Origin of the sequence: Nesterenkonia sp. F (genome assembly GCF_000220985.1) — a bacterium.
Lineage (GTDB): Bacteria > Actinomycetota > Actinomycetes > Actinomycetales > Micrococcaceae > Nesterenkonia.
Window position 1 is genome coordinate 1 of sequence record NZ_AFRW01000137.1, and the last position, 21266, is coordinate 21266.

The following is a 21266-nucleotide window of genomic DNA, read 5'->3' on the forward strand; positions in this document are numbered from 1 at the left end:
TCTGGACCCGGCGGCGTCCACGAGACACGCGGGGAGTCTCTCCGGAAGCTGGTCTGGAGCCGGCCGCCGATCACATGAACCAGCCGGAGACCCAGTCGCCGAAGAAGCCGAAGAGTACGGCCCAGGCTGCGATGGACAGGCTCATCCAGACGATCACGGCGCCGCGCCGGGCCCCCATGCCCACCAGGATGGGTGCGGTGAACATGGTCGGCAGCACCAACGGGGTGGCCAGGCAGACACCGGGAACGCCCAAGCGGTCCAGGGCCGCGGCGACCTTGCGGCGTCGCTTCGACGGTTCCTCCTCAGGTGAGGTGCGACCTCGGGTGGCCATGCTGCGTGCCCCGCTGGCCATATAGGTCAGCACCAGCATGCACACCATGTTCCCGACCACTGCGGCGCCGACTGCCAGCGGCTCAGGGATGCCCACGAGAACACCCACGAAGCTGGTGGCATAGGACTCGAGGAAGGGGACGGCGCCACCAGCCAGCATGACGAGGATCTGCTGCCAAGGTTCGGCACCGGCGGCGGTGTCGATCATCCACTCCATGACCTCGGTCATGAAGTCGACGACGGGCTGGGGAAGGATGTCCAGGAATCCGAGAGCCATCATCTGCTCCGTTCAGAAGAGAGTCGATCAGTGCATCCCTGACTCTCCCGGGATCCGGGGACGTTCGGCAGTGCCCTCATGTCACGGTCCGAGGTGACACTGCGTCACTTCTGACCCGACCGGGCTCCCGCTAGGCTCACCAGTGATGAACTCGACCGAGTCCCGCTCCTATGATGCGGAGTCCAGCTACCGGCGGATGCACCGGACCACTGTGGTGACCACCATGGTCAGCGTCCTTCCGGCGGGAGTCATCCTGATCGTCGTGCAGGCCCAGACCTGGTGGGAGGCCGCCGTCATCGGAGTGGCCTTCGTGGCCGCCGTCTGCGTGATGACTCAGTGGGGACGAACAGGGTATCCGCGTTTCGGGACGGCGGTGCTGATCATCTGTACAGCCGTGGTGGGGGGTCGGGGCCGTTCTTTTCCAGGCCTCGATGGCTTTCGTGCCGCTGGCGATCGTGGGGTCGATGACGGTGCCTCGCCTGCCGCGCCGCCGGATTGCCGGGATCGTCGGTTTCGGACTGTTGACGGCCGGCATCGGGGCCGCAGCAGTCTGGCAGCATCCTGAGCTGGGCCTGGTGGAGTTCACGGTGATTCCGGGTGGCATCGCCGTATTCGTCGTCGCGGTGATGGTCTATTCCGACCGCTACTGGGTCATCTTCCAGGAGCTGGAGCAGGCCCGTGAGGCGGAGGCAGAACTGGGAATCATGCGCGAGCGGATCCGGTTCGCCAGCGAGCTCCATGACATCCAGGGCCACACGCTGCATGTGGTGAAGCTGAAGGTGGCACTGGCCGAGAAGCTCGTGGAGCACGACGCCGAACGGGCGGCCGAAGAGCTGCGGGAGGTCCATGAGCTCGTCGGAGAGACCATCACCCAGACCAAGGAGCTCGCCTATGCCCAGCGCCGGCTGAACCTCATGTCTGAGCTGGAGAACGCCAGGAACCTCTTCGAGGCTGCGGGGATCCGAGTGGACGTGCTGCGCGACCAGGGTGGCGAAGTCCCGGAGGACACCGTCCGCAGTGAGCTGCTGGGGCAGGTGATGCGGGAGGCCGCCACCAACATCCTCCGGCATGCCCAAGCGTCCGAGGTGGTGATCCGCCTCATGCCTCACAGCATCGTCATCACCAATGACGGCGTCGAGGACGCGGACCAGCGCCAGCCTGCCCTACGCGGGCTGGAGACGCTCAGTCGCCGCCTGGCGGACGAAGGAGGGAAGCTCTCGACCAGCGGTCAGGAGGGGCGCTTCACCACTGTCGCGGTCTTCGACGAGGGGCTCCGATGACAGGAATCGTGCTGGCCGACGACGAGGTGCTGCTGCGCAAGGCCCTCTCCGCGCTGCTCCCCCTGGAGGGGGGCATCACTGTCCTGGCCGAGGCTGAGGACGGAGCGGCCGCCGTCGGCGCCGTGCTGGAGCATCAGCCGGACGTCCTGGTCATCGATCTGGAGATGCCCGGAACCGACGGCCTGGAGGCGCTGGCCCAGCTGCAGCGCCTGCGCCCAGACCAGACCGTCCTGATGCTCACCCGGCACGCCCGCCCTGGAGTACTGCGTCGAGCCCTGAGGCTGGGTGTCCGGGGCTTCGTCAGCAAGTCCGCAGAACCTGCGCATATCGCTGAGGTGATCAGGGGCTGAGTCGAGGCCGTCGCTGGATCGACTCGGATGTCTCCGCTCTCGCCCTGGTCGACGACTGCCCGCTCACCGAGCGGGAGCTCGAGGTGCTGCGCGAGACCTCCGAGGGATACTCGGTGGCCGATATCTCCGCCAGGATTCATCTGGCAGGGGGAACGGTGCGCAACTACCTCTCCGCAGCCATGCAGAAGACCCAGACCAAGACGCGCCACGACGCCGCCCGCTACGCGCGGGCTCGCGACTGGCTCTGAACACACGGCCGCCGAGAAAGACCGACGAACCGGGAATCAAGCATGAGAGGGGCTCCCCGCCAGCAATGGGCCGTGCGTCCTGCAGGACGAATTCTCGACCGAGATCCGTGTCATTCCGGGCCCTCGTCGTCTTCCCGCCCTGCCATGGTGACCACCGCTTACGCCCAGTCACCGCCTGATGGGCAGGCTCGGGTCATCGAGCTTCCAGAGTCCCGCCGTCGCGGCGATCTCCGTCACGAGTCCACCCGGCGATCCTTGCGATCACCGGGTGGCCTGAGATGCGCGCTCTCCTGTCTCGGTCGGGGAGTCAGCTCCTCCGGGCGGGGGCATCGCGGAAGGCTCCCGTCAGCCCGGCCCGCTCACGTGACCGGGGCCTTCGTCATCGTCGGCTCTCCAGACTTCCCTTCGCGCCGCCATACGACGATCACGAGGGCGAGGACGAAGAGAGCCGGGATGAGCAGGTGCGGTCCTCCCGCTCCGGCGGTCCGGGCGACGCTGAAATCCCCGCCTCCTGCGAGGAGGACGTTGAGGACCGCGGTGAAGGTGTTGTTCGCGACGTGGAAGGCGATGGGAGCCTCGAGCCCCCGGCTGCGGATCGCCATCACCGCGGTGGCCAAGCCGAGGAAGACGTGGTAGCTGAACAGCCAGGGGTCCGTCGCGAGGTGCGTGATCGCGAAGGCGAGGCTCGAGACGATCACACCGAGTGCCAGGGCGATCCGTTCCGGACGCACCCAGGAGGCGACGGCAGGCATCACCGCGCCCCGGAACAGGAGTTCTTCCGACACCGCCGCCAGTGGGGTGGTCAGCACGATGACCACGAGGAGCGCCATCGTCGTCCCGGTGACCCCGACGCCGACCCAGGGGGTCTGGCCGGGAGCGAGAAGCGCCAGTGCCGCGTTGGCGAGGGCCGTCGTCCCGAGTCCCCACAGCAGGTAGCGAGCGAGGCGACTCCGGTCGAAGACCCGAGGAGAGCTGAGGATCGTGCGCCAGGGCACCTTCGCCCCCCAGGAGATCAGCGGGACGGCGAGCACGCCGGTGATCCCCATGCTGAGATTCACCGCGAGCAGCTGCAGCGGGCCGACGGCCTCCGCTTGGCCGCCGCCGTCATCGATGAGGCCCACGATGGTGAACAGGACGATCTGGAGGATGATCATCGCCAGCGGGGGCACCACGATGATGACGAGAGGTTTCCACCAGGTCAGGGATAGATGCGCGCCGAAGCGTCGGGGCGCGGTGCGGACAGGGGGAGAGGCCATGGGCGTCTTTCGGGGTGTGGAGTGGGTGATGTCGTGCTGGTCAGTTCCCGGCTGCGTCGAGCAGCCAGTGGTGGCGCAGACGCAGTGCCCGCTCAGTGCTCGCGACCGCTGCCGTGATCGCGAGCGTGATGGTCAGCCACAGCGGCACGCGGATCAGCGGCTCGATGGGTCCGATCCGCTCGGCGATCGGGGGGATCTGCAGGATCGGGACGGCGATCTCCTGGAGCAGCAGCGCCACACCCACCAGGAGCGCCACGATCGAGAGGGCTCCGACCGCGCGGCTCAGCCCCGGTCTGCGGTGCTCGAAGCGAGACCGACGCCCTTCTGCAGAGCGGGGATCGGGCATGAGCTGATGCGTCGTGCCGTCGGCGGTGACGTAGTGGCAGCGCTTGAGGCCGAAGCCGCTGGTGGCGACGTCGATCGCTCCGCCCTCGACGGGGAACAGCGCGGGGACCCTCGATGCCGCGTGCTGCAGGCCGTTCCGATAGAGGTGAACGATGACGTGGCCGTTCTCGTCGGTCTTCCACTGCCGCACATCGACCGTGTATCGCGCCGGGCCGTCAGTGGTGGCGAGGTCCAAGTGCATCACGGATCGGCTCAGAAGCTGCCATATTCGGAATCGGCGCAGCGCACTGCCGTCGCCGGCAGTGATGCGCTTGACCGCCCGTCGACGTCTCCACTGCTGGAACATCAGGGTGCCTCCTCGGCACGTGATCGAGTCCAACACGCTGTGTTGGTGGGATGCTCAGCACGTTAGCACACTGTTCTAGTACGCTGTATCAGGCGAAAGGCGGATGTATGGACGAGCGAGCAGAGATGAGCACGCGCGAGCGGATCCTCGCTGCGGCGGCCGCGATCATCGGCGAGGACGGGGTGGCCGCTCGGCTCAGCGTGCGCGCGGTCGCGGCGCGCGCCGAGGTGAGCACCGGCTCGCTGCGCCACCATTTCCCCACCCAGCAGGTGCTGCGGGACGAAGTCATGCGGCGTGTCTACGACTGGATGCTCCCCGAGAGCAGCCTCGGCGACACCACCGTCCCCGCCCGGGATCGGCTCGTCCACTGCCTGCGCCAGGTGCTCGACATGTCCGGGACCGGCGCTGAGGCTCGCCGGTCGATGGTCCTGCTCGTGGAAGCATTCGTGACGGCGGAGCAGACGGAGCCGGTCCGCGAGGCCTATCTCGCGACCCGGCGCGACGGCCAGGGCCGGATGGAGGGATGGCTCGAGGTGCTCGCCGAGGAGGACGATGCTCTGCCCGTCGGAGACATCCCGCGTCGAGCTCGCTGCCTCGGCACCGTCCTCAACGGCCTGGCGCTGGAACGCGCACTGCCCGCCGAAGACTCACACGCGCAGATGGAGACCGACGTGCTCTACGCCGCGGCAGACATGGCGCTCGCGCCGGAGTGAACGCGAGGCGGGTCTGGGCGAACCTGAAGAAGCCGCCGGTCATCGCAGTCGCGCGTGCAGGAGTCGTCTGACGCCGCCGGCTTCGAACATCGAGATCGCGATGCGGTGGGCGAGGTTCCGGAACCCGAGCGGCGTGCCACTGAGGCGCTCGAGGCGCTCTCCGCCCACGTCGTTCGGCGGGCCGCCGCACGCCCCCTGCGGCCGCCTGGTCGAGCGATCGTTCACGCAGCTGAGACTCACGAGCCCTCGCTCCGCTGCCCGTGCCGGTACTGTCCAGGTCGGACCCCGTACTCGCGATGGAAGGCCGCGCTCAGGGCGTAGGCGTTGGAATAGCCCACCTCGTGGGCGATGGTCTCGACGGTCATAGTCTCGCTGTCGAGCAGGTCGGCCGCCCGACACAGGCGCCACCCGGTGAGGTAGGACATGGGAGGCTCCCCCACCTGGTCGGTGAAGCGCCGTGCGAGCGTCGCCCGGGAGACGAGGGCTTCGCGGGCCAGCAGCTCGATCGTCCAGGGCTGCTCGGGAGCGTCGTGGATGGCGGCGAGTGCGATACCGACGACTGGATCCGAGCCGGCCCGGTACCAGCCGGGGGCCTGGCTGCCGGGGAGGGCGAACCAGTCGCGCAGGGCGCCGACGAGCGCGAGGTCCAGCAGTCGATCGAGGACGGCCTGCCGGCCAGGCTCGTCACGCCCGATCTCTTCTTCGAGCAGGGGGAGCACGCTGGAGCGCTGAGCACGTCGAGGGACGACCAGCACTCGGGGCAGCGCGTCCAGCAGGCGATCGGCGACGCGCCCGCTCACGTGGAAGGAGCCGGTGAGCAGGGTGTGGTCGCTCTCGAGCTGGGTGCGACAGCGTCGATCGCTCAGCCGGGTGCCGTCTGTACGGACGTTGCGGATGCCGGATCCCTCACCGATGGGGGCCGCGTGTGCAGCCTGCCCGGGTTCAGGGCCGGATTCGGAGTACGATACTGGCCTTGCGACGGGCTCGCTGACGATCTCGAACGGCTCGGGGCCGACGACGAGCGCGACGTCGTTCGGCAGAAGTGAATGGCGGGCGCATCCGGCGACCAATCGCGCATCGCCGCGCAGCATCGTGGCCAGAGTGAGCGAGGCGCCGCCGTCGAACCTCGCGGACCATGGCGGGACGGCGAGGGTTCGACCCACGAGCGCCCCGGATGAGCGGATGTTGTGGAGAACATCGGTGAGCGTGTCCACCACGTCAGTTTAGACGATCGCGCATCTCATCGAGACGTGGGCCCATTCAGTGTCTCACTGCTTCGGGGTTGGATGGGTGCATGACAACGACACTCCGACCGACTCCCGGTCGTGCTCACTGGGTCCTCGCCCATCCTCGTCGCGACTCCCTCAACCACCACCTGTTCCGGGCCGGCACCTCCGCACTCTGCTCCGAGTACGACGTCTCCACGACGGATCTCTACGCCGAGCACTTCGATCCCGCGCTCGACACCAGGGATCTGGGCAGCTTCGCAGACACCCCGGGGGCGATTCCCGAGCTCACGGGTGAGGCCTACGCTCGCGGGGAGGTCGAACCCGAGGTGCGTCGCGAACAGGAGCACCTCGCCGACGCGGAACTGCTCGTGCTCCAGTTTCCGTTGTGGTGGTACGGGCCTCCTGCGATGCTCAAGGGCTGGATCGACCGGGTGCTGCAGACAGGCTTCGCCCAGGGCGACGTGGACGAGAAGACCGGCCACCCGCGCCGGTACGGCGACGGTCGTCTGCTCGGACGCCGGGCACTCATCGTCGTCACCGCCGGGGACGACGCCCGCACGCTCGGACCCCGCGGAGTGAACGGCGACCTTGAAGCGCTGCTGTTCCCGCTCACTCATGGCGCGCTCTGGTACGTCGGCGTCGAAGCGCATGATCTGCATGTGGTCCACGACGCCGACAGCATCGATGCGGCCGGCCGTGAGCGGGAGGCGACCCTGCTGCGGACGCGGCTGGCTGGACTGGGTGAGGAACCCGTACGGTCCTACCGTCGTCTGCAGGACGGAGACTACGATCGCGCGACGCGGGCGCTGCGAGAGGATCTGCTCCCAGGGCGGACTGATCTCGGGATCCACTACCGAGGGTGAGAGTCAGTCCAGCCGGCCCGTCGATATCAGTTCTCGGACTCCCGATCCGACGTCGCCCCGTCGGCGCCATCGCCGGCCTCTATCTGGCGCTGCGAGCCGCACACACACCACCCACCGCGGCACTCAGTTCATGACGGGCGGGTCGAAGGGCTCGCCCTGCCGGCCGGTTCGTCGAGACGACATTCGGCGGCACCATGCTCTCGTCAGCATCGAGTTCGGTCGGGAACACCCGGATCGTGGGGTGGACTCATGCTGTCCCGATGATCGGCCGAGGTGGGCAGGAGTTCGGTCGCGAGTGAACGGGCCGTCGCCGCGAGCGTCTCGACGTCCATCCCGGTGCGTCCCATGAAGGTCAGGCCTTGCTGTGCGGCCAGGAGTGCCCGGGCTGTGCCGACCGGGTCGGCGGATGCGCTCAGGTCGCCCTGGGCCTGCGCGCTGCGCACGCCGTCGGCGAGCACGGCCGTCATCCCCTCGTAGGCCTGTCGTGCTTCGGCGGCGACGGCGGGATCGGTGGCAGCCAGCTCCGTGGTGCTGTTGGCGAGCAGGCAGCCGCGTCGGGCGGCCACGCCGTCGGGGTCACCTGCGGGCATCATCACGAAGGAGTGCAGCGCCTCGACCGCGCGCGGCGCTGAATCGATCGACCGGCGCAGCGTGCGGTCGAGGGAGGCCACGTACCGGCGCAGCACCTGCAGGAAGAGCTCGTGCTTGTCCCCGAAGGCGGCATAGAGGCTGCCCTTGCCCAGATTGCTGACCCGCATGAGGTCCTGCAGCGAGGTCGCCGTGTAGCCCGCATCCCAGAACTGGTCGCAGACCGCGCGGAGCACCGCGTCCTCGTCGAACTGTCGTGGTCTTGCCATGCCTCCAGAGTAGGAGTTCTTGACCGGTTGGTCCACCGCGCTTATGGTGGACCAACCGGTCAAGAACAAGCACGGGGCGCCGTGGCCGGACGGGGCCTGCCTCAGCTCGACGCACCACGCGGAACAGGAGAACTCTCATGGGACAGCTGACCGACAAGACGGCCCTGGTGACCGGCGCGAGCACCGGCATCGGGTTCGCCGCCGCCGAACGCTTCGTCGCCGAAGGCGCCTGCGTCTACCTGACCGGGCGTCGCGAGCAGGAGCTAGAATCTGCCGCTGAGGCGTTGGGCGACCGAGCGACTGCGATCCAGAACGACGTCTCCGACCCGGAGGACCTCGACAGGCTGTTCGAGCGGATCGCCGACGACGGGAACCGGCTCGACATCGTCTTCGCCAACGCCGGCGGCGGCGAGGCGGGCCAGCCGCTGGACTCACTCACCCCCGAGGCCTTCGATCACACCTTCGGGATCAACGTGAGAGGCACCGTCTTCACGGTCCAGAAAGCGCTGCCGCTGCTGAACGCCGGCGGCAGCATCGTGCTCACCGGGTCCAGCTCGGCACGTCGCGGCATCGTCGGCTTCGGCGTCTACTCCGCCACGAAGGCGGCATTGAGGCAGTTCAGCCGGGTCTGGGCCGCTGAACTCGCGCCTCGCGGGCTGCGCGTCAACACGGTCGTGCCCGGCCCGACCGACACTCCGGGGCTCCGCGGCCTCGCCGAGGACCCGGATCAAGCGGGTGAGCTCGTCGATGCGTTGTCGAGCAGCACACCCCTGGGCCGCGCCGCTGATCCCGCCGAGATAGCGAACGCTGTCCTCTTCCTGGCATCGGATCAGTCCAGCTTCATCACCGGCAGCGAGCTGTTCGTCGACGGCGGGGAGGTGCAGGTCTATCCATGAGAGAGAAGGCGGCAGGTGCAGTCTCGGTGTGTATCTTCCCGGATTTCGGGGTCGTCCTGGGAGGGCCCCCCGTGCCGGTGCCGCGTCGGCCTGCCGGGCGGCGCGGCGTCGTCAGTGCAGCGCGCCGCCGGGGTGCTCGGCGTCGGGCCGGTCGTGCAGCGATTCGGCGAGCAGCAGGTCCACCGCCTCGACGGCCTGCTCGAGGCTCACCGGGCTGTCCGCCGCGCGGAGGGACGGCACGTGGACGAAGCCGCCGCGGACCGACGACGGCGCCGAGTCGCCGTCGTGCGCCGTCGGCCGCGCGTCCTGCCGTCGCTCCCGCAACCGGTGGACCAGTCCGTAGAGGACCTCGTTGCAGACGAAGCTGCCTGCGCTCAGCGACAGCTGCACCGGGATGCCCGCCGCGGCGATGCGGGTGTGGGCGGCCTTGAGGCGCAGCGTGCTGAACAGGGCGGGCTCGCCGTCGTCGACGATCGGCTCGTCCACCGGCTGGGCGCCGGCGTTGTCCGGGATGCGGGCGTCGCGCAGGTTCAGACCGACCCGTTCCAGGCGGACGGCCTCGGTGCCGCCGGCCAGGCCCAGGCTGACGACGACGTCGGGTGCGACGGCGGCGATCGCGGCGTCGAGGGTTTCCAGGGCCGTCCCGTGGACCACCGGCAGCCGGCGGGCGTGGACGGTCAGGTCCGGGTGTTCTGCCTGGGCGATGAGGCGTCCGTCCCCGGCGCGGGCGGCCAGCTCCTCGGCGACGTCCCAGGACGGGTTGTGGTCGTCGCCGGCGAAGGGGTCGAAGCCGGTGATCAGCGCAGTGGTCATCGCCGACGACGATACCCGAGGACGGCGGCGAGCCGCGGTGATGGGCCCGGACGGCGTCGCCGCGCCCAGCCGACGGTGAGGAGCTGTCCAGCCGACGGCGTGACAGAGGGTCTAGTGTGGAGCGGAGGCCGGCACGGCCCCCGTCGACCCGAATGAGGTAGTTCCATGTCCAAGAAGCTGCTGAGCAGCGTGGCGATGCTCGCGCTGGTGGCGGGCCTGAGCGCCTGCGGCGACTCCGGTGACGGAGAGGAGTCGGCCGCCAGCTCGCCGTCGAGCTCGTCCTCGGCGACCGAGCCCGACCTGTCCGAGGTGCCCGACGTGGTGGCCTCGGTCAACGGCGAGGAGATCTCCAAGGAGGACTTCGAGCCCGTCTACACGGTCCAGTTCGGCCAGTACGCCCAGCAGGCTCAGATGCAGGGACAGTCGCTCGACGACGAGATGCGCAAGCAGCTGCGCTCGCAGGTCGCCGACGCGATGATCAGCCGTGAGCTCGGCGCCCAGCTCGCCGCGGAGGAGGACCTCTCCGCCTCCGAGGACGAGGTCCAGGAGAAGCTCGAGGGCCTGGTGGAGCAGAACCAGCAGGCTGACTCCGTCGACGCGCTGCTGTCGCAGTACGAGGAGCAGGGCATCTCCGAGGAGGCGCTCCGCGACGACCTCGAGAAGACCGTCCTGATGAACAAGTACGCGGACACGCTGGACATCGAGGACCCCACGTCCGACGAGCTGAAGAGCAAGTACCAGGAGTGGAAGCAGCAGCAGGAAGCCCAGCTCGAGGCGGAGCAGTCGCAGGGCCAGAGCTCTTCCGAGGGTTCCTCGGGTGACTCCGAGGGCTCCGAAGGCGACGGCGGCGAGTCCGAGATCGCTTCCTTCGAGGAGAAGAAGAGCGAGCTCAAGGAGGACCTGACCGCGCAGAAGGAGGAGGAGGCGGTCCAGTCGAAGATCTCCGACGCGCGCGAGGACGCCGAGATCGAGAACGCGATCAAGGTCGAGGCGCCGGACAGCTCCGGCTCTCCGTCCGAGAGCTCCGGCGGGAATGACTCGTCCTCGGAGGGCTCCGGCGAAGAGTGACCGGTCCGGCGATCATCGGTCGCACGAGCGTGTGGGGGCCGGCCGGAGAAGACGACGCCGAGCGGGCGGGGTTCGGCAACCTCGCCCGCTCAGACGGTGTCGAGCAAGAGCCTGGCTCGTCCCGATGAGCTGGGGAGCTGAGTGTCCGGATCCCAGAGTGACCTGGACTGGGGCGGCACTATGACGTGGCGGATCGGTGTCAGAGTCAGAAGAGCTCGTTGAACGCCGCTTCGTACTCGTCGGCGACGGAGGGCTTCAGCTCACCGGAGACTCGGAGCAGGAACCCCTCATGGACATGGTTCCATTCCGATCCGAGGAGACCGCCGCCTTCCTTCTGGATCTCCTGGATGTAGTCTGACCGTTCCTGTGCGTCACTCTTGCTGTCCCACTGTTCGACGGTCGCGCCGGAGTCGATCCCCAGGTCCTGACCGGACTTGCCGCCCTCGTCGTCGATGACTGCCGCTGCGGTGTAGCCGTTGGGGCGACCGATCAGGTCGTTGGGATCATTGTCCTCTGTGATCTCGGTGACGTCGGTGGCAGAGTCAACAGCCTCAGTCAGGGACTCGGCCACAGCGGCCGAGGTCTCGGGAGCCTGGGCCTGTTCCGACGCTGACGGGCTCGCCGATGGGTCGCTTGATGCCGCCCCGGCGGATTCGTCGCCAGAGCCGCACCCGCTGAGGAGGAGGGCGGCGGTGAGCGTCATGGCGGAGAGCGGGAGTTTGTGGTTCATCATGGGTCCCTTCGTCGCAAGTGGGTCTTCCCCAGTTGATCAGAGTCAGTTTTATCGTGCCTCGAGCGGAGGTCGGCGGGCGGAGAAGCCTCCATGAGCCGGTGCGGGGTCGCTCGTACCTATCGAGTACTTCTCAATGATCGCGCTCCTCGTCGTGGGTCGAGGTATTGGGCCGGTGTGAAGCGAGCGCCGCCGAGGCGTTCTTCCATGCGGCGAGGCTGTCGGGCGAGGACGAGCGGTCGTGGGGTGGTCAGTGGCCTGCAGCGGTTGTCGGAGCTTGTTCATCTAGACTTGGGGCCATGAGTCGGCTCGCTTCGGTCGGGCACTAGAAGCGCAGGGGTACCCTGGGCGCACGCCCTCGGCCACTACGGGGTCGAGCTTCGTTGAGGCTAACCGGGATACTTCGGACTCCAGAGGCCGACTCTCCGGGGCGCCCCGCTACGGGGCGCCCCCTTTCGTCTTCGATGGTCTTCGGAGCCATGCGCGCTCTTCAGTTCGTACTAACCAGGATAATATGGCCTCCACGAAAATCAAGCATCATCTATTGATCTCATGTGGGTCGGTGTCTAGTGTGGTCCTCACCATACGCAGAACCGCTGACACGGCTCTGCGGAGCGATCCACGAAGGAGAGTCCCATGCCCACGATCACCCTCGAGGAGCTCACCGAGGCCTGCCGGCCCGGCGGTTCCAGCGCACTGACGTCGACGACGCCGCTGCGACCTGCCGAAGGTCCCCATGCGGCCGTCGCCCCGGCCAAGTACGTCTCCGGCGGGCAGAGCACCTTCGCCTTCGAGACGCGCTTCGTCGACGGCGAGGCGAAGCACTCGGTGCTCATCGATTCCAAGCAGAGTCAGCTCAATCGCGTGGAGGAGACTCTGCACCAGGCGGTCCAGGACGGCCACTCGACCATCTCGCGCACGCCGCGCATCGAGGTCACCTACGGGGATCAGGTCACCTCTGACCTTCAGCTGCCGCATCGTGCGTTCGACGGGCATATCCGTGCCGGCAGCGTCGACGGCCGGCCGGTGACCCAGCTGGAGATCTACCGCCGCGGGCGTGACGCGTCGAAGGCCGATGCCAAGTCCCTGCTCGAAATGAGTCCCGGCAGTCTCGTGTTCGGCTCCTGGGACTCCAGTCGGGCGTCTAACCAGGCCCGCTTCCAGAGTGCGCTGACCGGCGAGATCATCGGCGTGCTGGCCGACCAGTCCGGTCAGGTGGCGGAGAACCCGCCGCGTCGCGGCGGCGCGCGCGTGGATCCGGTCGGCATGAGCGTGCAGCTCTCCCAGGAGGACGTCGAATCACTGGTCACCGACCAGGAGGAGTCCATGAGCGCCAAGACCGTGGAGAGGATCCGCGGCGACGCCAAGAAGGCCAAGGGATCCGGCATGTCCGGTTCCGCCCTGGGGCTGGGAGGCGTTCCCCCGGCCCTCGAGGCCCTGGGCGGCGTCGCCTGCTCGCAGATCATCCGCTCGCACGTCCTCTCCTTCGCCGCGCTGCGCCAGCTGCGCTTCGGCGCTGGCCCGGAGGGCGACGCCGCGTGCCGCGCCCTGCTGGCCGCCTTCGCGCTGAACGGACTGGCGCGCGCCGACGCCGAGCTGAACCTGCGGGCCAACTGCCACCTGGTGGAGGCCGGTCCCGCCACCGTGGTCCTGGACATGCGGCACGGCCGCACCCGTGAACTGGAGGCGCTGAGCATCGAGCAGGCCGACGAGCTGCTCGCGGCGGCCGTCGAGCAGGCGGTGGAGCAGGCGGGCATCTCGTGGGACGGACAGGTGCTCCAGGTGCAGGGCAGCCCGCTGGTGGCCGGTGCCGCCGAGGACGCCGGTGACGAGTGATGGGTACCTTCGCTCTTCGCGCCCGCATGCTGAACGGCACGTATACGGGGCACCGGGCTGACGGCTCTCCGGATGAGCTGCCGGATCCGGCGCGGCTGTACTCCGCACTGGTCCAGTCGGCCTGCACCGGCAGCACGGCTGAATGGCACGACGGCCGTCTGGTCCCGTCGGGCGCCAGTCGTGCGGCCCTGGAGTGGTTGGAGAACAATCCGCCCTACGGGCTGCAGATTCCGCGCTCGGTGTCGCTGACCAGTGAGCCTCCGGTCGCCTATCGGAAGGAGGGGTTGATCCGGAAGGAGGCCGGGGCCACCGTCGACAAGACCTCCGGCAAGCCCACCTCCGACGGCGTCGCCGTCGACGGAGCCTATGCCTTCACGTGGATCGGCGACGTTCCCGCCGAGGTTCGCGAAGCGCTGGACGCGCTGTGCGCCGATGTCTCGCACCTCGGCGAGGCGCTCTCGCCGGTGGTGCTGGAGACGGAGGATGTCACGGCCGAGGGCCAGCACACCCACGGCGAGTGGATTCGTGATGAGCGCGTCAGTCGTTTCACGCTCGGGGGGCGTCGGGTCAGGATCCCGCTGCCCGGCCGGTTCGACGAGCTCGAACAGACGCATCGGGAGAACAATCCTCGGAAGTCGCCGTCTGCGGCGAGGGATAAGCACAAGACCTCGGAGGATTCGGTGCGCGCCGAGGTGCCGAGGGAACGGATCCAGCAGCAGCGCTATGTCCGGCCGCGATCCATCGACGCCACGTTGCCCTGGTCGCACGCCATCGCCATCAGCGTCGACGCGCTGCGCTCCCACGAAGGCGAGCCCGCCAGCGATGCGGAGGGCATCCCCGCCGACCAGCGGGTCGGCTGGTGTGTGGCCCTGCACCGGGCCCTGGCCCGCCGCATCGGGGGCGCCGCGCCGCCGATGATCACTGGCCGCTACGGGTCGGCGGTGGAGCAGCCGCCGAACCGACTGGCGCTGCAGTACGTGGATCGGACCACGCTGCAGGCCACGCAGCACAGTCATGTGGCCGGGGCCGGTGGAGCGTTCCTGCTGCTAGTGCCGGGGGACGCGGCCGGCGACGATCTGCTGGCCCTCGAGCACGCCCTGGTGGGACTCAGCGAACTGCGCTCTCGCTACGGAGTGGCGTCAGTGCACGTCAGTCACCGACAGGTGCCCTGCCGCGCCTTCTGGCAGCCGCCGGCCGAGGGTATGCATCGGTGCTGGGCGACCAGTCCGGCGATGATCTCCGACGTGCGGCCCCAGGGGAAGACCTGGACTCTGCGGGATTCGGCATTGGCCGCGGTCGGATTCACCTGGCGCGGTGGGCGGGGGATGGACGAAGCCATGGCCGCCCCGGGGAACAAGTACCGGAATCTCGTCGCCTACGTCGAGGAGGAGTTCGACACCCGGGTGCTCACCGCTCACCGGCTGGTCGGCGACGGCTCCCGCTATGTGCACAAGCTGCCGCCGGGCGGGGTGGCCGAGCCGTTCACGGCGGTGCTGCAGGTCGACGCAGAACAGATGCCGCCGGAGGCGCTCGCCGCCGTGGGGCAGACGCGGCACCTCGGCGGTGGCCTGCTGGTGCCGGTCGACATGCCGGCCCCTGCGATGGAACTCACCTGGAGAGGAACTGATGACTGAATTGCGACTGACGGTGGACGATTTCACGACGTTCTTCTCCGAGGTCACCGGTCACCGCCCGTTCGACTGGCAGCGGCGGCTGCTCGTCTCGCTCACGGAGTCGGGGCGCTGGCCGGACGAGCTGACAGCTCCGACGGGGGCCGGCAAGAGCGCAGTGGTGGAGATCCACGCCTTCGCCAACGCGCTGGCCGCCGTCAGCGGGGCCCGTGTGCCGCGGCGACTGGCGGTGGTCGTCGGCCGTCGAGCGCTGGTGGACTCCCATGCCGAACGGGCTGAGGCGCTGGTCCGCCATCTGGACGAGGCCGCTGAGGGCACCGTCTCGGCACGGGTGCGGGAGGCCCTGCGCTCCCTGACGGTCCATGCCGGTGCTCGGCCGATGCGCACCACCGTGCTGCGCGGCGCCGCTCCGCGGGATCGCACCTGGGTCGAGGACCCGGGACAGTGCTCGATCATCTGCGCGACGCCGGAGATGTTCGGCAGCCGGCTGCTGCTTCGCGGATACGGCACCAGCTGGGGCGCCCGTCCGCGGGAGGGGGGACTGCTGGCCTATGACTGCGCCGCCGTCCTCGACGAGGGCCACCTGGCGCGGCAGCTGACGCTGACCGCCCGGCGAGTGCCCCAGCTCGAAGGCGAGGCGCCCGAGCTGATCGGCGTCTCCCCGCTGCAGGTGGTCTCCACCACGGCGACGCCGACGTCGACCGCCGCGGCGGGCGAGACCTCCGCGGAGGGCGTGCGTGTCGAGGACCTGGACGATCCGGTACTGGCGATGCGTCTGACCGCGCCCAAGCCGGTGCGCACCGTGTCCACCGAGCATTGGCCCGGTCGGCGCGGACCGTCGTCGAAGTACGTCGCCGAGCTGGTCGACACCCTCGTCGAGCTGGTCCGCGACCACGGACGCGACGCCGCGTCCGCCGACGGATCCGAACGGCCTTCCGCCGCGACCGTCGGGTGCGTGGTCAATAACGTGGACACCGCGGGGAAGGTGGCCGAGGCGCTGCGTCGGGACCACCCCGGGGTGAAGGCGGTGCTGCGCACCGGACGTTCACGGCCCTACGACGTCGACCGGGAAGTGCGGGAGCCCGAGCCGGGCTCCGCCGGGGAGCCGGAGGAGGAATCGCAGGAGGAATCTAAGGAGAATGCGGCGTCGTCGCGTCGGGTCTTCCCCGGTCTGTTCACCGTCGAGGGCAACGATGAGGTCGACGTGCTGATCAGCACCCAGGCGATCGAAGTCGGCGTCGACCTCGACCTCGCGGCGATGCTCACCGAGCTCGCCCCGGCCTCGGCCCTCGCCCAGCGTTTCGGGCGGGTGAATCGTCTGGGCCGGCGCGAGACCGCCGAGCTGCGCGTCGTGGTGCCCGCTGCCCCGTCGGGGGACTATGCCCGGCCGCCCTACGGCACGGACGAGCTCGATGCGGCTCTGACCTGGCTGGAGGAGCATGTCAGCCATGAACAGGGGGCCGCGCCGTGGGCCGTCGCGCAGAATCCGCCGCCGGCGCAGGAGCTCTCGCGGACGCTGCTGCAGCGTCCGGAGCCGTGGAACGCGCGGCACTGGTCGCACACGTCCATGCCGACGTTCGCCTCTGATGATCTCGATCTGTTCCTGCGGGACGATCTCGATCAGGAGCCGGCCCAAGTCGGTGTCGTCGTCCGTGACCGGCTGCCCGAGGACAGCTCAGCATCGATCGCCCTGCTGACGGAGGCGCTGCCGCGCTCTGTCGAGGTCTTCCCCGCACGTCGGTACGTGGTGCGTCCGTTGCTCTCCGCGATCCTGCAGGGAGAGCGGCGCGGATCGGATCATGCGCCGCGGCGGGCCTTCCGGGTGCGCGGAGACGAGGTCGTGCAGCTGGAGCTCGGCGGCGAGTTCGGACTCGGTGCATTGAGCAGCGGCGACGTGGTCGTCCTCGACGCCGAGCATCGGATCCTGCGTGACGAGATGGTCTCCGGGGAGCCGACGCGGCGTGCCGACCCGGTGCCGTGGGAGGAGCTCGACGGCGTGCTCGCGCTGGCTGTCGGGGACGAGGTTGAGGTCTACGGGCCGGACTGGGAGCCGGACGAGGTCAACCGGCGCGCGGCTGAGCTGCATGGTGATGATCTCCGGGCGGTGGGACGCACTCAGGCCCACTTCGACCTGCCCGAGGAGGGGGAGGACCCGTCGTGGATCCTGGTGACGGACGGCTCCTCCGAGATGCATCAGGAGACGGTGCGGCAGGTGTGGTCCGCCGAGCAGAGGGAGGTCTCGCTGGAGGCTCACGCTCGCGCCGTCGCCGACCGGGCGAGGCTGCTGGCCGAGGGGCTCGGCCTCCCGCAGCAGCTCGCCGCGGCGCTGGAAGCGGCCGGGCTCCATCACGATGACGGCAAGGCGGCCCGCGCCTTCCAGGACATGCTCGGGGCCGATCCCCAGGTGCCGCTGGCCAAGAGCGGCACGCACAGTCGCATGGCGCAGCGTCAGCAGGGCGAGGGCAGCGGAAAGCCGCACGGATGGCGGCATGAGCAGCTGTCCGTGGTGTTCGCCGCGATGCGGTGCGCCGACGATGAGCTCAAGCCGCTGGTGCTGCAGCTCGTCGGCACCACGCACGGACATGGAAGGGCCTGCTTCTCCGACGGCGCGGGGAGGCTCTTCGCGGCCGACACGGACGACGCGGTCCTGGCCGACGTCGGCGACGAGGGCAGGAAGCAGGCCCAGGAGCTCTTCGACACCGGACGGTGGGATTCGCTCGTCGAGGCCAACCGGCGGCGCTGGGGCACCTGGGGCACCGCCTATCTCGAGGCGGTGCTCCGCGCCGCCGACGGCCAAGTTTCGCAGGAGGGATCATGAACACCGAGATCACCATCGCCGGAGAGATCGAGTCGGCGCTGACGCACTTCGCCGGGCTCGGGGTCGCAGCGATCCTCGAAGCCGCCGGTCTGGAGGAGCCGCTGCTGCACTGGACCGGCGAGGCCAGGCCACGGCTGCGCGTCCAGGTGCCGGGAGCTTCGGAGGAGGACGTCACTGGAGCCCTGGCGCGCCACGCCGAGGCGATGGCCTCCGAGAGCTCCTGGGTCCAGGCACGCATCGACCATGAAGGTCGCGACGGCACCGGCCTGTTCAGTCCGCGGATCAAGGCACCGACCTCGCAGGCATCCTGGGAGCAGCTGGCCCAGCGGCGCCGGGAGGTGATTGACAGGCTGCTCGAGGACGGGGATCGGTTGTCGCTGGACATGATCGGAGCGCTCGGCGAGCCGGCCTATTGGCGGTTCGACGCATCCGGCCGTGAGCGCCGTCCTGACCAGGGTGCGAGCCGCTGGGAGATGAAGGCCCGGAACCGCGGCGAGGAGTTCGTGGGCGACCGGCTAGCCAAGATGGCCCATGCTGTCGCCGACCGGGAGCCGCAGGAGATCCTCACCGGAATCCGCGGCGAGACGAAGCGGGACGAGCTCGACGGCAAGCGAGGATCCCAGACCGCGACCGGACTGCAGCGTCCCGGCCCTACGGATGCCGCGCTCGCCTGGGCGGGGCTCTGGGGCGTCAGCATGCTGCCTGTCGTACCCGATGCCCATCGGATGTCCCGCACCCCGGGGGGCTTCCCCCAGACCTGGCAGTGGCCCGTGCTGATGTGCCTGCCCATCGTCGAGCGTCCCACGACGCTCGCCCGCCTGAGCTCGCTGCTGGAGTCGGCCGCTCTGGCACGCGTGGGGGAGGTCATGACCTCGCGAGATGCGCAGGAGACGGCCTCGGACGCGGCTGGACGTCAGTGGCTCCGTCAGCTGGGGGTCGTGGCGCTCGCGGCCTTCCCGGTGGAGCGGTGGGGCAGCGACAGCGCGCCCCAGCGCATCGTGCTGGACGGGAGAGACGAACCTCTGGAGAGCGAGCAGGTGATCTGATGGGAGGCGGAACGGTGACCACGCAGGGAGGGGGACGAGGAGCTGCCGATCAGCTTGGTGGCGCACACGGCGTTCTGTCCGCGGCGGGCTTGGCTGGAGTCCGTCGGGGAGCGGACGGATACGCTCCAGATGCAGCAGGGCCGCAGCGCGCATCGGCGCAGCGATGATCCGAAGGAGTCGAGTTCCTTGGAGCACCGGGCGGTGCCGCTGCGACACCGCGACCAGGCGTCGCGTGGAGGTGCCGATCGACGAGGTCGTCGAGCAGCGGGCCCGGGACTTCGTCGAACAGACCCGTGAGGTCGTGGAAGCGGACGAGGCTCCCGAGCCGCTGGTCGATGACCCGCGATGCACCATGTGTTCCCACGTCTCAGTGTGCCTGCCGGACGAGCGTGCGGAGGAGCCGGTGAAGCGTCGCATCATCGTCGCCGATCCGGATACCCAGGTGGTGCACCTGGCGACGCCGGGGAGCCGGGTTGGTCTGCAACGGGGACGGATCACAGTCCGCAAGGCGGGCGAGCAGCTGGGGAGCGTGCCGCTGGAACGGGTCATGGCCCTGGTGGTGCACGGCAACGTCGACGTCTCCTCCGCGGTGATCCGTGAGATGTCCTGGCGCGACAGCACCATCGTCTGGTGCTCGGGGCGCGGGCGCGTCTACGCCTGGTCTCGCCCGGCGCGGTCGTCGAACGGCCTGCATCGGGTCGAACAGCATGTGGCCAGCGCCGAGGGAAGGGCCGACATCGCCCGCGAGATCGTCGCGGCCAAGATCGCGAATCAGGCGACCGTGCTGCGTCGGTCGGTGAAGGACGCCGAGGCCGTCGCCCGTCTGCGTGGACTGGGACGGCAGACGGACCAGTGCCGGGATCTGCGCAGCCTGTTCGGCGTCGAGGGCGAGGCTGCCGGCCGGTACTTCGGGCAGTTACACCAGATGGTGCGCGGAGACAATGCGCGCGGTTTCCAGGAAGAGTGGCCCGGACGCTCGGGGCGCGGCGCCGTCGACCCGCTCAATGCCGTGCTGAACTTCTGCTACGGGCTGCTCCTCGGCGAGGTGACGCGTGCCGTCGTGGCGTGTGGGATGGACCCGCACGCTGAGTTCCTCCACAGCTCGCGGCGAAACAAGCCGGCCTTGGCGCTGGACCTGATGGAGGAGTTCAGAGCCCCGGTCGCCGATTCCGTCGTGCTCCGGCTGATCAACAACGGAGAGCTCGGCGCGGGGCACTTCCATCGGCAGCTGGAGACTGCCCGGCTGACGGATGAGGGGCGCAAGAAGGTGATCTCGGCCTTCGAGAAGCGCGTGCAGACGGAGATCACGCATCCGGTGTTCGGGTATCGGGCGACGTGGCGACGCGTGATGGAGATCCAGGCGCGCATGATCCTGGGCGTCCTCGACGGCAGCCAGGACCGGTATGTGGGGGTGAGGGTCCGATGAGCAGGGATCTGGCTCGGCGGACGCTGGTCGCCTATGACGTGCCCGACGACAAGCGGCGTCTGAGGCTGGCCAAGTGTCTGGAGACCTACGGCGACCGGGTGCAGTACAGCGTCTTCGTCATCGACTGTTCTCCGGCGAAGCTCGCGCGGTTGTCCGACGACATCGAGGAAATCATCCGGTCTGAGGAGGATTCCGTGCTGCTGTGCGATCTCGGACTGGTCATGTCCTTGAGCGACAAGGTGTTCCGGTATATCGGCCGTTCTCGGGACGTGACTGACGACGAGGCCATCGTGCTCTGAAAAGCCTCCAGTGGTTCTCGTCGCTTCGGCGACGCAGGCCTTAGTCGGGCCGAGGCGGCTGGGTGCTGACCCTGAACAGGGGTCAGCACCCAGCTGTGTGAGGGGCATGGATAAGCTGCCCGTCCCGGTGGGCCGCAGGGTGACAGGAAGCACATAGGCAACCGCATCAACGCGGCCCGCCAGCTTCAACGAAGCTCGACCCCCCCCGCCAGGGGCCGAGGGGACACCTACTTCGAGCAGGTCAACCAAGGCGAGGAGCCTCAACGAAGCTCGACCCCAGCAGGGGCCGAGGGGACCGCTCGAAGCGCATGCTCCCGACGTCGCGGATGTAGCCTCAACGAAGCTCGACTCCAGCAGGGGCCGAGGGACCGGGCACACGCACCAGGCTCCACTTGCCGCACGCCTCAACGAAGCTCGACCCGCGAAGGGGCCGAGGGGTTCGGGCGGCCCGCCTGCACGGACGGCTGCCAGAGGCCTCAACGAAGCTCGACCCGCGAAGGAGCCGAGGGGATTCCCGCCGGCAAGCGCAAGTCCCGCGCGAAGTGGCCTCAACGAAGCTCGACCCGCGAAGGGGCCGAGGGAAGCACGCTTTAAGCGCGGCGTAGGTCT

General features: G+C 69.1%; 18 protein-coding genes and 1 pseudogene. 12 read left to right on the forward strand and 7 right to left on the reverse strand.

Translation table 11 applies throughout. The features are described from left to right. Positions 1-70: 70 nt before the first annotated feature. A complete protein-coding gene (locus tag GU5_RS0112985) occupies positions 71-610 on the reverse strand; it encodes a hypothetical protein (RefSeq protein WP_010526007.1) in 540 nt (179 codons plus the stop codon). 428 nt (positions 611-1038) lie between these two features. Here GU5_RS0112985 and GU5_RS16080 point away from each other — a divergent pair, with 428 nt between their 5' ends. Continuing rightward, positions 1039-1887, forward strand: a complete 849-nt coding sequence (locus GU5_RS16080) for a sensor histidine kinase (RefSeq protein WP_010526008.1) — start codon at positions 1039-1041, stop codon at positions 1885-1887. Continuing rightward, a pseudogene (locus tag GU5_RS16085) lies at positions 1884-2485 on the forward strand (DNA-binding response regulator). The gene GU5_RS16080 and the pseudogene GU5_RS16085 overlap by 4 nt, the downstream one beginning before the upstream one ends. 359 nt (positions 2486-2844) lie before the next feature. On the opposite strand, the gene GU5_RS0113000 reads toward GU5_RS16085, so the two are convergent. Continuing rightward, positions 2845-3741, reverse strand: a complete 897-nt coding sequence (locus GU5_RS0113000; RefSeq protein ID WP_083830577.1) for a CPBP family intramembrane glutamic endopeptidase — start codon at positions 3739-3741, stop codon at positions 2845-2847. 40 nt (positions 3742-3781) lie between these two features. Further along, positions 3782-4432: a hypothetical protein gene (locus GU5_RS0113005; RefSeq protein WP_010526010.1), complete on the reverse strand. Its 651-nt coding sequence runs from the start codon at positions 4430-4432 to the stop codon at positions 3782-3784. Between the two features lie 107 nt (positions 4433-4539). On the opposite strand from GU5_RS0113005, the gene GU5_RS0113010 reads away from it, so the two are divergent. Next, the gene (locus GU5_RS0113010; RefSeq protein WP_029514283.1) at positions 4540-5145 is read left to right on the forward strand and encodes a TetR family transcriptional regulator; all 606 of its coding nucleotides are present in this window, start codon (positions 4540-4542) and stop codon (positions 5143-5145) included. A gap of 236 nt (positions 5146-5381) precedes the next feature. Here GU5_RS0113010 and GU5_RS0113015 read toward each other — a convergent pair whose 3' ends face one another. Further along, entirely contained in the window at positions 5382-6359 is a 978-nt protein-coding gene (locus tag GU5_RS0113015) for an AraC family transcriptional regulator (protein ID WP_029514284.1), read from the reverse strand. An 80-nt stretch (positions 6360-6439) separates the two neighbouring features. Between GU5_RS0113015 and GU5_RS0113020 the strand changes: the two genes are divergently transcribed. Further along, complete coding sequence (locus tag GU5_RS0113020) at positions 6440-7237, forward strand: NAD(P)H-dependent oxidoreductase (RefSeq protein WP_010526013.1); 798 nt, start codon at positions 6440-6442, stop codon at positions 7235-7237. A gap of 203 nt (positions 7238-7440) precedes the next feature. Here GU5_RS0113020 and GU5_RS0113025 read toward each other — a convergent pair whose 3' ends face one another. Further along, positions 7441-8094, reverse strand: a complete 654-nt coding sequence (locus GU5_RS0113025; protein ID WP_050806697.1) for a TetR/AcrR family transcriptional regulator — start codon at positions 8092-8094, stop codon at positions 7441-7443. Positions 8095-8231: 137 nt separating this feature from the next. On the opposite strand from GU5_RS0113025, the gene GU5_RS0113030 reads away from it, so the two are divergent. Continuing rightward, a complete protein-coding gene (locus GU5_RS0113030; RefSeq protein ID WP_010526015.1) occupies positions 8232-8990 on the forward strand; it encodes an SDR family NAD(P)-dependent oxidoreductase in 759 nt (252 codons plus the stop codon). 111 nt (positions 8991-9101) lie between these two features. On the opposite strand, the gene GU5_RS0113035 is transcribed toward GU5_RS0113030, so the two are convergent. Next, positions 9102-9803, reverse strand: a complete 702-nt coding sequence (locus GU5_RS0113035) for a pyrrolidone-carboxylate peptidase (protein ID WP_010526016.1) — start codon at positions 9801-9803, stop codon at positions 9102-9104. 165 nt (positions 9804-9968) lie between these two features. Here GU5_RS0113035 and GU5_RS0113040 point away from each other — a divergent pair, with 165 nt between their 5' ends. Continuing rightward, positions 9969-10871 (forward strand): SurA N-terminal domain-containing protein, encoded by a 903-nt coding sequence (locus GU5_RS0113040; protein WP_010526017.1) that lies wholly within the window; start codon positions 9969-9971, stop codon positions 10869-10871. Between the two features lie 205 nt (positions 10872-11076). On the opposite strand, the gene GU5_RS0113045 is transcribed toward GU5_RS0113040, so the two are convergent. Further along, on the reverse strand, positions 11077-11604 hold the full coding sequence (locus tag GU5_RS0113045; RefSeq protein WP_139084459.1) for a hypothetical protein: 528 nt from the start codon (positions 11602-11604) through the stop codon (positions 11077-11079). A 633-nt stretch (positions 11605-12237) separates the two neighbouring features. On the opposite strand from GU5_RS0113045, the gene cas7u reads away from it, so the two are divergent. The 6 genes from cas7u to cas2 all read left to right on the forward strand — a co-directional run bounded on the left by cas7u (position 12238) and on the right by cas2 (position 20657). Then, positions 12238-13437: a type I-U CRISPR-associated RAMP protein Csb1/Cas7u gene (gene cas7u, locus GU5_RS0113050; RefSeq protein WP_010526019.1), complete on the forward strand. Its 1200-nt coding sequence runs from the start codon at positions 12238-12240 to the stop codon at positions 13435-13437. Then, positions 13437-15071 (forward strand): type I-U CRISPR-associated protein Csb2, encoded by a 1635-nt coding sequence (gene csb2 / locus GU5_RS0113055; protein WP_010526020.1) that lies wholly within the window; start codon positions 13437-13439, stop codon positions 15069-15071. The genes cas7u and csb2 overlap by 1 nt, the downstream gene beginning before the upstream one ends. Further along, complete coding sequence (gene cas3u, locus GU5_RS0113060) at positions 15064-17886, forward strand: type I-U CRISPR-associated helicase/endonuclease Cas3 (RefSeq protein WP_029514285.1); 2823 nt, start codon at positions 15064-15066, stop codon at positions 17884-17886. Before csb2 ends, cas3u begins: the two co-directional genes overlap by 8 nt. Continuing rightward, positions 17883-18932 (forward strand): NAD-dependent aldehyde dehydrogenase, encoded by a 1050-nt coding sequence (locus tag GU5_RS0113065; protein WP_010526022.1) that lies wholly within the window; start codon positions 17883-17885, stop codon positions 18930-18932. The genes cas3u and GU5_RS0113065 overlap by 4 nt, the downstream gene beginning before the upstream one ends. 445 nt (positions 18933-19377) lie before the next feature. Beyond that, positions 19378-20358, forward strand: a complete 981-nt coding sequence (cas1, locus tag GU5_RS16090; RefSeq protein ID WP_202797607.1) for a CRISPR-associated endonuclease Cas1 — start codon at positions 19378-19380, stop codon at positions 20356-20358. Continuing rightward, on the forward strand, positions 20355-20657 hold the full coding sequence (gene cas2 / locus GU5_RS0113075; RefSeq protein ID WP_010526024.1) for a CRISPR-associated endonuclease Cas2: 303 nt from the start codon (positions 20355-20357) through the stop codon (positions 20655-20657). Before cas1 ends, cas2 begins: the two co-directional genes overlap by 4 nt. The last annotated feature ends 609 nt before the right edge of the window (positions 20658-21266 follow it).